Below are 13,917 nucleotides of genomic sequence, written 5' to 3'. Positions count from 1 at the left end.
AGATTAACGGTAGCCGTGTTCTACGTTTGATCGATTCCAGTGAAAATCCAGGTAAAATCAGCGTATTTTTTACCCAAAGACTCTAAGTAACTAAAAAAAAGTAGTAAGCACTTATCTACTTTTGTATTACTACTCTCTTCCCCAAACCCGAATGCTTGTAAGAAAAAACGTTTCAATTCAAGGAATTTTAGCTTTTGCCGGGCACCATTTCTGGTGGCTGATTACGTATATGCTGCTGGTTTCAGTGCTGTACAAAGTAGTGGGATGGCACTGGATTTCCATTCCCTGGCTACCCGTATCATTGATCGGGACGGCGGTTGCGTTCTATATAGGTTTCAAGAATAACCAATCGTACGACAGAGTTTGGGAAGCTCGAAAAATCTGGGGTGGTATCGTCAATAGCTCCAGAAGTTGGGGCACACTGGTTAATGCCTACATACGTAACAATCAGCTCCCTGCCGATGAACTCAAACGAATCAGAACCCAGCTCATATACCGCCACATTGCCTGGCTTTATACGCTACGAGAGCAATTGCTGGTTCCGGCCCAGTGGGAGCATGCCAGCTTAAAAGGACTTTATGGCAAACTGGGTATGCAGCGAAGAGAACAGTCGGGTATCGGTCAGTTTAAAGATTTTCTGAGTCAGCAGCAAACGGAACGGTACTACGCCGATGCGGCCGACTGGGCACTGGCCATCAACAAAGCTACCCAGATTATCAGCCTGCAATCGCAGAGCCTGGCCGATCTTCAGGAAAACGATACGTTGCATATGCTCCGGCAGATTGAAATGCAAAAAGTCCTGGCCGACTTCTACGATCATCAGGGCAAAGCGGAACGTATTAAGCGATTTCCCCTACCCCGTCAGTACGCCAGTCTGAGCTTTGTATTCAATTGTTTTTTTATCTTTTTGCTTCCCTTAGGCATTGTTGCTGAATTTGCGAAACTGGGCGACGCTGGCGTCTGGCTCATGATTCCGTTTGGTACGTTGGTTGGCTGGATTTATGTGGTGATGGAATTAATTGGCGACTATTCCGAAAACCCCTTTGAAGGGCTGGGCACCGACGTACCAATGCTTTCCATTTGCCGAACCATCGAAATCGATCTGCTCCAAATGCTGGGTGAAACCGATCTACCCAAACCGATACAGCCGGTAAATGATATATTAATGTAAGAAAACCGTAGATACGACTACCTATACGATGCACACCATCTTGCCTTTTTTATTAGCCATGATAGCCGTCATTGTGCTCTTGACGATGTGGGCGGCTAAACTGCGCATTGCTTACCCTATTTTGTTAGTAGTGGCCGGACTGCTGATCAGCTTTATTCCCGGACTACCACAGGTAAAAATCGACCCTGATCTAATCTTTTTTATTTTTCTGCCGCCCTTATTATTCGAGGCTTCCTGGTCTGTCTCGTTTAAAGAGATGAAAAAATGGTGGCGAATGATTGGCAGTTTTGCCTTTCTGGTCGTGTTTTTCACGGCCCTGTCGGTAGCTATAGTTGCGCATCAGTTCATACCAGGATTCACACTCGCCCTGGGTTTTTTATTGGGCGGCATCGTTTCTCCCCCCGACGCGGTGAGTACCGGCGCGATCACGAAATTCGTAAAAATTCCCCGATCAACGTCAGCCATTCTGGAGGGAGAAAGTTTGCTGAACGATGCCTCGTCGCTGATTATTTTTCGGTTTGCCCTGGTAGCGGTGGGCACAGGACAATTTGTGTGGCAGGAGGCAGCGACCAATTTTTTGTGGATGGTGACCGGAGGAGTCGGTATTGGTCTGCTGCTAGCCCGGTTCTTCGTGCAGGCCCACAAACGCCTGCCTACCGATGCCTCATCCGATATTGCTCTAACCCTGATAGAACCCTATTTTATGTATTGGGTGGCCGAGGAATTGCATTGCTCGGGCGTATTGGCCGTGGTTAGTGGCGGGTTGTTTATGTCAGCTAATCGGCTCAATTTTTTAACCAGTGCCAGCCGCATTCAAGGGTTTAGTGTCTGGGAAAGCTTTGTGTTTATTTTAAACGGCATTGTTTTTCTGATCATTGGTTTAGAGTTACCCGAAATCACCGAAGGCTTACATGACCAGGGAGTCCCTTTGCGCACAGCCATAAATTATGGGATAGTGGTAACGGGTGTATTGATTGGAGCCCGGATCATTAGTGCCTACGCGGCCATGCTGGCGACACTTATCTTCCGGCCAAACGTACTGCCACGGGCCGGCTCTATTAAACGACGACTGTTGATGCCGGTGCTACTAGGCTGGACAGGAATGCGGGGCGTGGTATCACTGGCCGCGGCCTTGGCCATACCCATTACGCTGGACTCTGGCGTAGCGTTTCCCCAAAGAAACCTCATTCTATTTATCACGTTTATTGCCATACTTCTCACCCTTCTGGTACAAGGGCTCACGCTCCCTTACATTATCAAACGATGGCGGTTGTTTGATGGGCTAGTAGACGAAGAATCGGAAGAGTTGACCAGGCGAAAAATGAAACAGGGCCTGAAACAGCACGTCTATCAATTCATGAAAGGCAAATATGAAAACGAGCTGAACGGACATGTGGGTATGGAGAAATTCCTGAAGCAATGGGAAGAGCGATCAAAAGCAACTGACGATAGCTGGATGAATGACAAGACCAAACTAATCTTTGTCGAACTGCTCGAAAGCCAGCGTCAGTATCTTTCTGAGCTCAACAAAGATCCGAAAATTGACGAAGACATTATTCGTCAGCAATTGTACCAAATTGACCTGGAAGAAGAACGGCTAAAAATCATCTAACTACTCAGCGCAATTATCCTTTAACCGAAAAGTCAATAAGCTGCATGTTGGCTGAATAAATGTTACAAATTAGACCGTAGGAAGCGACTAATTCACTGGATTATAAACGATTTCATCTGCTAATTACATTAACTCTCTGGTTATCTGAAAGTAGTAGTTCTCATCTCGTACTGTGTATTGCTCAACCAAAGCGACTATCCAATGAACAATTATTCTTCTGTCCTGACCCTACCTTCTTCAGCCTCACCAGCTCAGTATCAGCAATTAGTCATTCCTCACCTCATTTCAATCTGGCTGGACGATTATGACTTATCAACGCCGGCGAATGATATTGTGGAAACTGAAGCATGCGGTTTCTCATACTTATTCGATGTTACCCACAGTCGTTTACTAGCAGCCTGGGGGTTTAGTAATGGCAAAAACACCGACCCTCGCCCTAAATCACGAATGGCGGGTTCTCCGCTTGGCGCTGGCCCGCAATACCATCGGGGACACGCCATTCCGCACACGCTCGGGGGCGCAACGGACATAAACCTAGTTCCGCAATTAGGGTCTGTGAACGTAGGGCCATTCCGGGAGCTTGAGCGAGCCGCTGTCGATACCCCCGGATCGTTATATTTTACGTATTGGGTTTATAAAGGAGCAGGCAGCCAAAAGCCCGTAGGTGTTGAACAGGGGTTTGTTAAACCAGGCCGACCGCTGGATGTTCGCAAGCACCAAAACTGATCGATCTTATTTCTTAAAGGCCAGTGCTTTGACCGGTTGAATTCGATTGATAATGAACGTTGGCATCCAGAGCACAACCGCTATTAACAGAATGGTGGCGACATTAAGCGCTAGTATCGTCGACCAGTCCCATACAATAGGGACGTAGTTCATGAAGTAATTTTTCGGATCGAGCGGAATTACCTTAAAACGATCCTGAATAAAACAGATACCCAGGCCAACTACGTTGCCGATCAGCAAGCCCCACCCTACCATGTTCAGTCCAACGAATAAAAACATCCGTCGGATAAGCTGGTTGGGACTCCCCAGTGCTTTGAGTAAACCAATCATGGGGGTTCGCTCCATCATCAGTACCAATAGAACCGATACCATGTTGAAGGATGCTACAAACGTAATGAGCGATAGTAGGATGACCATGTTACGATCCAGCAGCACCATCCAGTCGAACAGGGGACGATACTGATCCGTTACGCGAGTCAGCCGCATATCCGGCGACATTACGTCGAAAACGTTGTTGGCAATGGCATTCAACCGGTTAAAATCTTTTACAAAAATCTCGTAGCTCCCCACCGAATCGGCACTCCATTTATTCAGACGCTGAATGAGCCGAATGTCGCCCAGCGCAATGGTTTTATCAACCTCTTCGAGTCCCGTCTCGTAAATACCAACAATCGTCATCTTGCGGGCGCGGGGCGGATTTCCCAGAAAATAAAGCGGTACGTCCTCGCCTACTTTTACCCGCAACTGATTCGCCATATACTGGCTGATCAGCAGTTGAGTGGAGCCATTGCCCGTATCAGCCCCAACAACGGGTACCGTTCCAGCTACGAGCGAACCATTGAACAGATTCCAATCGTAGTCGCGGCCTACTCCTTTCAGTATAACACCGGTTAGCTCTTCGCTGGTTTTGAGAATGCCTGCTTTTAACGCAACAGCCTGTATGTGTTGCACACCCGGAATGTTGGTACTGTCGCGATAGAGTGGCGTATTGAGCGCGAGCGGAGTTTCCAGATAGGAATTGTTATTCGTGAATTTGCCTACCTGCAAATGAGCGCCGAACAGAAATATTTTCTGCTGAATGGTATTTTTAAAACCAAACAGAACCGCAAAAGCCACGATCAGGATGCCCAGACCAAGCGCAATGCTAACGATGCCAACGCGGGTAACCGTAGCCGAAAAACTCCCTTCGGGTGCGTGACGAACTTTTTGAGCGAGAAAAACGGGTACGTTCAATATAATAGTCAGTTTGGGGTTTACGTGGTCAGTCGGATGAAGGTACCGCCATAAACCAAACACTGGAAATCCTTCTGGTTTATTACCGTATGACACATAAACGAAAAACACTGTTCACCGTAAACTGTTGTCATACTACGTAACCACAAATCTAACGGACAAGTAGCTGATCTAATACAAAAAATAATCAGACGCTGATTTTGGCAGCCTCGTGTGCGTTATTTTGTCCAATAACAGCCACTGAACGTTCGTTTTACCGATTCAATAAACATGGTGAGTTTTGTATGAACCGGCTCCCAACATTTACGTAGCATGATTTCTCTACACAAACTGCTTTTCTCTACCCTTTGCCTGCTGGCCATGGTTTGTCAGGCCCAGACGACAACAATCCAGACAGGTGCCGATCAGTTATCACTATACCTTCCCGCTTTGCAGGGCAAACGAGTGGGGATGGTTGTTAATCATACCTCACAAATTGGGAAAACGCATCTGGTCGATAGTTTGATTGCACGGGGCGTAACTGTCAAAACCATTTTTGCCCCCGAACATGGTTTTCGGGGCGAAGCGACCGATGGCGAAAAAATCAGCAACAGCCGCGACCCACGTACCGGCGTATTCATTACGTCGCTGTATGGCCAAAACCGAAAACCAACTCCCGCCCAAATGGACTCGCTGGATGTGGTAATCTTCGATATTCAGGATGTGGGAACCCGGTTTTACACGTATATCAGCACCATGCACTACGTTATGGAAGCCTGTGCAGAACGGAACAAACCCCTCATCATTCTGGACCGCCCTAATCCAAACGGCCACTATATCGACGGTCCGGTTCTCGATCCGAAATTCAAATCGTTCGTTGGTATGCATCCTATTCCGGTCGTACACGGTCTAACCGTTGGCGAACTGGCCCGGATGATTAACGGTGAAGGTTGGTTGGCTGGCAGTAAAACCTGTCCATTAACCGTAATTCCAGTTAAGAATTATACCCACCAGACTCCCTACATATTGCCCATAAAGCCTTCTCCAAACCTACCGAATCAACAGGCTGTTTTGTTGTATCCATCCCTGTGCTTTTTCGAAGGAACGATTGTTAGCGTTGGGCGCGGTACCGACAAGCAATTCCAGGTGATTGGCTCGCCGTATACCAAATATGGCCCCTACACCTTTACACCCGCCGATAAGCCAGGCGCTATCAATCCCCCACTGGAAGGCCAGCTCTGCTACGGACTCGACCTATCAGCCGTAGCTGTTTCGAAGAAAGAAATGATGCTTCATTACGTTATTGATTTTTTCAATCGGGCCAGCGATAAGAGTAAATTCTTTCTGGCAAACAACGGTTTCGACCGGCTAGCCGGTACCGATCAATTACGCAAGCAACTGATTGCAGGCGTATCGGAAGAAAAAATCCGGGAAAGCTGGCAATCGGCCTTGAATGCGTACCGGCTAACACGGGCCAAATATCTGCTCTATCCCGAAAAGTAGCCTGACCAAATCCCCTTGAAAAAATAATCTCTTTACCTGCCGTCTCGAAAAATGCTCTAACTTTGCATTTTGGAGACCAAAATGGCCACAGAACAGATTCTGATTCTGGATTTCGGTTCACAGTACACCCAATTGATAGCCCGCCGGGTGCGCGAGTTGAACGTTTATTGCGAAATCCATCCGTACAATCACATTCCCACGATCACCGCTGACGTTAAGGGTATTATTCTTTCGGGCAGTCCATCGTCCGTTCGGGACACGGATGCTCCCGAAGTTCATTTAGCTACTTTTCGGCACAAATTGCCTATCCTGGGCGTTTGCTACGGTGCTCAGTTGCTGGCACATACCAGCGGGGGCGAAGTGCAGGCTTCGGCTATCCGCGAATACGGTCGGGCAAAACTCGGCACCGTTAACACCGACAGCCCACTGATGCGTGGTATTGACCAGCATTCGCAGGTTTGGATGTCGCACGCCGATACAATTACCAGCGTTCCGGAGAATTTCAAGATTATTGCGTCTACCGATACCGTTCGGGTGGCGGCTTTCCAGGTTGATGGCGAATCTACGTATGGGATTCAGTTTCACCCTGAAGTAACGCACTCATTACAGGGAAAGGCACTGTTACACAACTTCGTTGTTGACATTTGTGGATGCAAGCAAGATTGGACATCCGAATCGTTTGTGGATGCAACGGTTGCTCAGCTAAAGCATAAGCTTGGCGACGACAAGGTTGTACTCGGTCTATCGGGCGGAGTCGATTCGTCGGTAGCTGCGGTATTGATTCATAAAGCGATCGGTAAAAACCTGTACTGCATTTTTGTCGATAACGGTGTATTGCGGAAAGATGAATTTTCAGGCGTTCTGGAATCATACAAAACGCTCGGTCTGAATGTTAAAGGCGTTGATGCCAAAGATCAGTTCTATACCGCTCTGGCGGGTCTGACCGATCCGGAAGCGAAGCGGAAAGCGATCGGCAAAACCTTTATCGATGTCTTCGACCACGAAGCCCATCTGATCGAAGGCGTATCATGGCTGGGTCAGGGAACGATCTATCCCGACGTAATCGAATCCGTATCGGTAAAAGGCCCTTCGGCTACCATCAAATCGCACCATAACGTAGGCGGCTTGCCCGACTTCATGAAACTGAAAGTGGTAGAGCCACTTAATACGTTGTTTAAAGACGAAGTTCGGGCCGTTGGGCGTACTCTTGGCATTCCGGAAGCTATTCTGGGCCGTCACCCATTTCCGGGTCCAGGTCTGGCGATACGTATTCTGGGCGATATTACTCCCGAGAAAGTTGACATTCTTCAGCAAGTCGATGCGCTGTTTATCGATGGGCTGAAGCGTGAGGGATTATACGATAAAGTGTGGCAGGCAGGCGCTATTCTACTACCAGTTCAGTCGGTTGGTGTGATGGGCGACGAACGTACATACGAACGCGTTGTAGCACTACGTGCCGTAACCAGCGTCGATGGCATGACTGCCGACTGGGCGCATTTACCTTACGAATTCCTGGCTAATATTTCGAACGAGATTATCAACCGGGTAAAAGGCGTTAACCGCGTTGTATATGATATCTCATCGAAGCCACCCGCTACGATTGAATGGGAATAATTCAGTTCCTGCTCTGTTTACAAAGAAAGCCCAGGCCAACTGTCTGGGCTTTCTTTGTATGAATCCGGGTAGATAGAATAAACGGCTACAATAGCGAACCATCACATTCTTCATTTAGCACAAACCATATCGCAAACTCGTGTGCATCGTTAAAAGCGAAACGTTGATTTGTGCTGTAGGTGGTGGTCCACTACTGCGCCCCCTGAGCTGTAATCATACAAAAAGACAAATGCCTGGTGACTGCTTGATAAAATCGGCGTTTATCCGAACCAACTAACAAGCCTAATAGGCTTTTACGAAGCAACTCAGTTAGTCAATTATTGAGGATAGATACACGACTCTGGTGCTCGGTCAGATTTTACCATCATTTCATCTTCATTCGACCATTAGAGTATGAGCCCGGTCTACTTTAATGAAAAAATTGATGTCAATTGAAAAGCAACATCCTTTCTTCACTACTACTCGTCCTGCTTTGCCACTTTGCCATTGGCCAGAATCCAAGAGTGTTCGTTCTGACAGATATTGAAAATGAACCAGATGACGCCATGTCTTTCGTGCGTTTTCTTACCTACTCCAATCACTTCGAGGTAGAAGGTATTGTTGCAACCACATCCTGCTGGCAGCGGAATAAAACTGCCGAATGGCGATTGCACGACATAGCTCAAGCTTATGGTAAAGTGAGAGATAATTTGGAGATCCATGAGAAAGGATTTCCCACGGAGGCATACATTCATTCCGTCATAAAAAAAGGGCTTCCTGTTTTTGGCAAAGAAGGTTTAGGTGATGGTAAGGATTCTGAGGGCTCGGACTGGCTTTTGAAAAGTATGCTTAAAGATGACCCTCGCCCACTTTATATACCGGCTTGGGGCGGCACCAATGTCTTGGCCCAGGCGCTTTGGAAGTTAGGCAAGACCCAAACCGAAAGCACTATTTCAAAGGTTATTGCAAAGCTTAGAGTTTATGCTATTTCAGACCAGGATGATACCGGTCCCTGGATTCGAAACACCTTTCCCACCCTGTTTTACATTGTCAGCCCTGGCTTCGAAGAAAATGGGGGCGGACAATACCATTATGCTACCTGGCCAGGCATTTCGGGCGATATTTTTCATGGTCGCTTTCTGGGAGCAGATACCACGATGATTCGTAATCATTATCTGGATGAGCATGTTCGTCATCATCATGGCGCATTAGGGGAGAAATACCCCAAGGTTGAGTTTCTTATGGAGGGTGATACCCCTTCCTTTTTGGGCTTGGTCAACAATGGCTTGAATGATCCAGAACATCCCAATTACGGTGGCTGGGGCGGCCGCTATGAGTTATATATCCCCCCTTTCAAAAAATATATGTATGAGCCCGAAACTCGTCCTATTTGGACGGATACGCAGGATGAGGTTTATAGTGCGATCACACAAAGCCTACACACCAGCAATCACGCCACTATTTGGCGATGGAGAACAGCTTTTCAGAATGACTTCTTTGCTCGAATGGACTGGTGTGTAGCCCCAACCTATTCGAAGGCTAACCACCCTCCGCAGGTAGTCCTTAATCATGCCAATGAACTAACGGTCAAATCAGGTACGCAGGTAGTTCTTTCGGGCAAGGGCTCCGACCCGGATAAGGATGCCTTAAGTTATACGTGGTTGTTCTACAAAGAAGTTGGCTCTCTTAATGCCAGCTCGTTTGTCTTGACAAACTCCACAGCCGAGGAAATTAAATTTACCGCCCCCAGCGTTAGCCAGGCCAAAACCATGCACTTTATATTAGAAGTTACCGACAATGGCACACCGGCCTTAACTCGTTATAAACGGCTAATTGTGAACGTATTACCTAAGTAACCTCCGTATTCACTTATCCTGTTCTTCATGTAAAACCAAAACAAGGGTGAGTGAAAAGGCTGGCGGTTTCCCCTCACAAATGAGACGTAGTAACGATCTGTGAGGAGTGATTCTCAAATGGGGGGGGTTACTGAGATGATATTTTTAGTTGATGCTTCATCCCCGGCTACCATCCAAAAGATTAGATTACATAATCAGTATGCGAGATGCACTTAAGGAAATTACGCAACTTGATGACAATACATGGCAAGTATTTAACAATGTCATAACCGAAACCAGTCTTCAGAAGGGTGATTTACTTGTATACCCTGGCCAAGTATGTCGCCATATCTATTTTCTAGAGACAGGACTCCTGCGGAGTTTCCTTCACCAAGAGGGAGAAGAACGAAATGTGGCGTTCACATCAGAAAACGCCTTTGTGACCGACTTGAAAAGTTTACGATCCGGCCAACCAACCGAGTTGACGATACAAGCCCTTGAACAATCCACCGTGTTACAGCTAGCTAAAACCGATTTGATGAGACTTTATCATGAGTCTCATCAAATTGAAACCTTTGGCCGACAGTTGCTCGAAGCGTTATTAGAAGCCCGGGAAGAGTACGCAACCTGGTTTACACTGCATTCCGCTAAGGAACGATACGAATTATTCTCTCAAAAATATCCTTCGTTGCTACAACGACTTGCCTTAGGCCATATCGCTTCCTTTTTGGGTATCCGCCGGGAGACTCTAAGCCGAATCAGGCATTTGAAATAGCTTTATTTTTTGACTTTTGTCACACAGCCCTCCTGTATAGCCCCATTACTTTTGTGTTGGATAAACTCTAAAGGCAATGGACATAAATCAAATTAATCAAGTGGCCATACGCTTCATTGAAGAGGTGTGGAATCAGCAACGGTTTGATAAGTTAGACGACTATCTTCATACTGCTTATGTCGATCACTCCCTACCAACAGTCTTATCTCCTGATCGGCTTGGATTGGTAAGGTGGATACAAGCTACTAGTCAATCGTTTGTTCATCGAACGTCTGTCGAAGACCAAGTGAGTGAAGGCAATAAGACAATCCTCAAGGTTAAGATGTCAATGACCCATATTGGCTCCTGGCGGGGAATAGATCCTACTGGGGCACAAGTCATGACCGAAGGCTACCGATTCTATCGCTTCCAAGACGGTAAGATCATTGAACATTGGGCTGAGATTAATGGTAGCCAGTTAGAAAGTCAGCTCAAACAGTTAGGGTTAACAGGCTGTAAAATGCCAGATTGATGAACTGGCTCAAGGGTTGGTCATTAAAACTCGTTTCGCAACAGGGCGTTATTTTCCCAAACGTATAATACAGTATACACTGACATTGACTGCCCAGCTTCCAAAGAGCTGGGCTTTTTGTAGTTAGCTCCTGATGGCGCAGATAGTTTATAGACATATAAAAATTCGGCTTAATGAAACGAGTACTCAACCAGAACTTTCCTCAATTCAACTAAGTACGTCTGGTCTTAACTATTAGCAGGTGATAGGTTTGGATTGTCAAGCCATAAACTCGTTCAATAATGAATACTAAATTTTTTTTGGTCGGAATCCTTCTGATCAACTTTGGTTGTAAAGATCCAGTAGGGAATGAAGGAGACCCAATCGCAAGTTGGGGTCAACAGCCAGACTTACCTGTGGTAAACGGCAGGGCTTCCTTTTATTTAGATGCTCAAGATAATTATGTCAATGTGATGGGTGACACTAACCCACGATTGCCAAACTTCCCGGTATTGTCTCCTAAGGCCGGTGTTGTGCGGGGTTTTGTAGCCGATCTGACTGGTAAACCACTGGAGGGGGCTCTCATTGGGATTCGATCCACTGCAACCGGTGGATACTATTCAGGAGCTTCTGACGAGACAGATGCCAATGGCTATTACGAAATAACAGTTCCCTGGGGAGCCGCTGACTTTTATACAGCTGGTTACACCATCGATTATGGCAAGGGCCGGGCAACAATGACCTTACATCCCGTCGATGGTAAACTGGGGAGTTTTCCCTCCAAAGATGGTCTGGTGAAGCACTTTGTGCTCTTGTCCTATGGGGTACTCAACAAAGAAATGGCCAGCCAGAAACCTAACGATCCAACCAGCTACGCCGGTGGCTCGTTTTATATCACCTACAATGTAACAGATCCTACTTCGGTATTTAACCCAGCAAGCTATATCCCAGAAAATGCTGAGATTCAGGTGACGTTAACAGCTAATGGTCCAGGGCTTTATGGTGAAACGAAGAGCTTTGTGATTACCAAAAAAGCGAGCCTGTTGAATTACAATTTCCTGGTAATGAATGTGCCGGTTGGTCGTTATACAATCCAGGCACAGTTAAAAAACGGCCCCTTACTAAACCTGGAAGCAGTAGGCAAGTATGCCGGTATATCGCCCTATTTTGGCCTGACACCTACTATTGCTCAAGGACAAGCCAACCTATTGTTTACACCTGACACTTATTCGGATAACTCCTCTACATTACCGAATCGCAGCAATTGGGGGTCACTTCAGATTAAAGTAGAGTTACCCCACTAGCTAGTGAAGTCGAAGGAAGAGCGGTCTTCTTATCTATAAACGAACCGGCATCGCTCACCTTCGCTGGGTAAATTGCTTTAGGCAAACGCCCAGCATTTGCTGAGTGTATAAATGCAGAAACAGAGCGGGCTGCTAATCAGCTAAAGAAAGCCGTTATCCGGTATAAAGCCAATAGTCTGATTTCACTCCAGAATTCAGAAAGGACTTAGCTTCTCTAAGAAATAGTCAGCAAGCTACAACTGCTAGCGGAAACAATACCATCAAGTCTTAACGAGATACTTTGAGCGCCCTCAGCGAAGAAAAGCGTCGGTTTTAGAACGGCACATGGTCATAGTGCCGTTCTCATACGTAATGGACAATCTATACTTGTAAAACTGATTGAGGTATAACGTTAATATTTTAACGGATTATGACCACTATCTGATAATGTTATCTAATTGATTACAGACGGCTGGCTTACAATGACCCTGTCCGCTTAAACTTAGTAATGGCGGGTTTATCTGTTAATCCTTTAATATAGTAACCAGCAACAGCTAAGGCAAGGTTCGGCAATAATTCACCATCGTTTGACAAGACAATGACAGTATATCCTTCCTTGGGGAATCGTAGAATCTCACCCAAAGCAGGACCGCCAGGGTGGCCAACATACTGAATTTTATTGGTCGTTGCCGACACAATCCAGCCTACTCGGTTGAAATCACTTAGCTTATTCTTAATACTATCCTGACCAAGAAGCATCGTATCGAGAAAAGTAGGCGGAAATAGAATACCTTTATCCAGGCCAATTGCCCAGCTAGCCATATCATTTACAGAAGCGAAATATCCCCCGGCTGCATACATGTAGGAGGGATAAATACCTTTATACCCAATTTTTTGGTTAGTAGGCCCGTAATAGGTGGTTGCTTTCCGAGATACTAATTTCGTCTCAAGTAACCGCCCATTAAGTTTTTCCATATCATAGCCTCCATCGCTCATACCCAACGGTTCGGTAATTACTTCTTTTAGAATCTGTTCGTAAGGCTTTTGGTAGACTTTTTCCAGAATAAAGCGAACCAATGCATAATCAAAGCTGACATAATGCTGGTTCGTTCCATAGGGATATGCCAGCGACGAGTCTTTTAGGAGATCAACAAATTGATTTATCGATAAGTAGGGATCGGCTTGAAAACTTTTAATTCCACTGGAATGAGTAAGCAGATGCTTGAGTTGCATACCTTGCCAGGAAGCAGGGCTATTATCCACAAATCGACTAATTGAATCATCTAGAGTTAACTTCTTATCATAAATAGCTTTCATAACTAGTGTACTTGCCAGCAGTTTACTACAGGAGGCTATCTGAAAACTTGTGTGAGAAGTAACTGGTAGCTGCCACTCCAGATTAGCCAAACCGTACCCTTGCTGAAAAATTGTTTTGCCCCCCTTCACAACAGCAACAGCCAATCCCGTGATGGCTAGTTCTTGAACTTTCGCTTTGATGTAGGAATCAACCTGCTTATGTACTCCAGTGATTGGAGGATCAGTATTCTGTTTTTTAGGCGCGCCTATGGCTGTAGCAGAAAAAACTAAATGAGAAAATAGAAAAAATAAAAGGCAAAAGCGAGCTGGGAATGAATTCATAAGAAGTTCCAAATCAGTTGTTAAACAACTGTAAATGAAATGAGTTAGCCAGCCAAGAGCAATGGGATGTAAGCTGAAT

The 13,917-nt window shown here is 46.1% G+C and carries 11 protein-coding genes; 9 read left to right on the top strand and 2 right to left on the bottom strand.

Features of this window, described 5'->3' with window-relative positions:
• Window positions 1-151: 151 nt before the first annotated feature.
• From GK108_RS21650 to GK108_RS21640, 3 genes are all read left to right on the top strand, one after another.
• Window positions 152-1,171 carry a bestrophin family protein gene (locus tag GK108_RS21650; protein ID WP_163953015.1) on the top strand — a complete coding sequence of 340 codons (1,020 nt, stop codon included), beginning with the start codon at window positions 152-154 and terminating at the stop codon, window positions 1,169-1,171.
• Between the two features lie 28 nt (window positions 1,172-1,199).
• Entirely contained in the window at window positions 1,200-2,783 is a 1,584-nt protein-coding gene (locus tag GK108_RS21645) for a Na+/H+ antiporter (RefSeq protein ID WP_163953013.1), read from the top strand.
• Between the two features lie 201 nt (window positions 2,784-2,984).
• Window positions 2,985-3,509, top strand: a complete 525-nt coding sequence (locus GK108_RS21640; protein ID WP_163953011.1) for a DNA/RNA non-specific endonuclease — start codon at window positions 2,985-2,987, stop codon at window positions 3,507-3,509.
• Between the two features lie 6 nt (window positions 3,510-3,515).
• On the opposite strand, the gene GK108_RS21635 is transcribed toward GK108_RS21640, so the two are convergent.
• Window positions 3,516-4,742, bottom strand: a complete 1,227-nt coding sequence (locus GK108_RS21635; RefSeq protein ID WP_163953118.1) for an ABC transporter permease — start codon at window positions 4,740-4,742, stop codon at window positions 3,516-3,518.
• A gap of 312 nt (window positions 4,743-5,054) precedes the next feature.
• On the opposite strand from GK108_RS21635, the gene GK108_RS21630 reads away from it, so the two are divergent.
• The 6 genes from GK108_RS21630 (at window position 5,055) to GK108_RS21605 (ending at window position 12,221) form a co-directional block, all read left to right on the top strand.
• Window positions 5,055-6,224, top strand: coding sequence for an exo-beta-N-acetylmuramidase NamZ family protein (locus GK108_RS21630; RefSeq protein WP_163953009.1), 1,170 nt, complete (start codon window positions 5,055-5,057; stop codon window positions 6,222-6,224).
• A gap of 81 nt (window positions 6,225-6,305) precedes the next feature.
• A complete protein-coding gene (gene guaA, locus GK108_RS21625; protein ID WP_163953007.1) occupies window positions 6,306-7,838 on the top strand; it encodes a glutamine-hydrolyzing GMP synthase in 1,533 nt (510 codons plus the stop codon).
• A 431-nt stretch (window positions 7,839-8,269) separates the two neighbouring features.
• On the top strand, window positions 8,270-9,673 hold the full coding sequence (locus GK108_RS21620; RefSeq protein ID WP_163953005.1) for a DUF1593 domain-containing protein: 1,404 nt from the start codon (window positions 8,270-8,272) through the stop codon (window positions 9,671-9,673).
• A gap of 199 nt (window positions 9,674-9,872) precedes the next feature.
• Entirely contained in the window at window positions 9,873-10,427 is a 555-nt protein-coding gene (locus tag GK108_RS21615; RefSeq protein WP_163953003.1) for a Crp/Fnr family transcriptional regulator, read from the top strand.
• Window positions 10,428-10,503: 76 nt separating this feature from the next.
• On the top strand, window positions 10,504-10,938 hold the full coding sequence (locus GK108_RS21610) for an ester cyclase (protein ID WP_163953001.1): 435 nt from the start codon (window positions 10,504-10,506) through the stop codon (window positions 10,936-10,938).
• A gap of 281 nt (window positions 10,939-11,219) precedes the next feature.
• On the top strand, window positions 11,220-12,221 hold the full coding sequence (locus GK108_RS21605; RefSeq protein ID WP_163952999.1) for a peptidase associated/transthyretin-like domain-containing protein: 1,002 nt from the start codon (window positions 11,220-11,222) through the stop codon (window positions 12,219-12,221).
• 456 nt (window positions 12,222-12,677) lie between these two features.
• On the opposite strand, the gene GK108_RS21600 is transcribed toward GK108_RS21605, so the two are convergent.
• Entirely contained in the window at window positions 12,678-13,838 is a 1,161-nt protein-coding gene (locus GK108_RS21600) for a serine hydrolase domain-containing protein (protein ID WP_163952997.1), read from the bottom strand.
• Window positions 13,839-13,917 lie beyond the last annotated feature (79 nt).

It is taken from the genome of Spirosoma terrae, from assembly GCF_010435915.1.
Classification (GTDB): Bacteria; Bacteroidota; Bacteroidia; order Cytophagales; family Spirosomataceae; genus Spirosoma; species Spirosoma terrae.
This window is presented reverse-complemented; position numbering and strand designations above follow the sequence as displayed.

Bases quoted from the DNA above. Each gene is read 5' to 3' on its own strand.
- GK108_RS21600 (WP_163952997.1), bottom strand. From the start codon at position 13,838: ATGAATTCATTCCCAGCTCGCTTTTGCCTTTTATTTTTTCTATTTTCT.
- GK108_RS21640 (WP_163953011.1), top strand. From the start codon at position 2,985: ATGAACAATTATTCTTCTGTCCTGACCCTACCTTCTTCAGCCTCACCA.
- guaA (WP_163953007.1), top strand. From the start codon at position 6,306: ATGGCCACAGAACAGATTCTGATTCTGGATTTCGGTTCACAGTACACC.
- GK108_RS21605 (WP_163952999.1), top strand. From the start codon at position 11,220: ATGAATACTAAATTTTTTTTGGTCGGAATCCTTCTGATCAACTTTGGT.
- GK108_RS21630 (WP_163953009.1), top strand. From the start codon at position 5,055: ATGATTTCTCTACACAAACTGCTTTTCTCTACCCTTTGCCTGCTGGCC.
- GK108_RS21615 (WP_163953003.1), top strand. From the start codon at position 9,873: ATGCGAGATGCACTTAAGGAAATTACGCAACTTGATGACAATACATGG.
- GK108_RS21650 (WP_163953015.1), top strand. From the start codon at position 152: ATGCTTGTAAGAAAAAACGTTTCAATTCAAGGAATTTTAGCTTTTGCC.
- GK108_RS21645 (WP_163953013.1), top strand. From the start codon at position 1,200: ATGCACACCATCTTGCCTTTTTTATTAGCCATGATAGCCGTCATTGTG.
- GK108_RS21610 (WP_163953001.1), top strand. From the start codon at position 10,504: ATGGACATAAATCAAATTAATCAAGTGGCCATACGCTTCATTGAAGAG.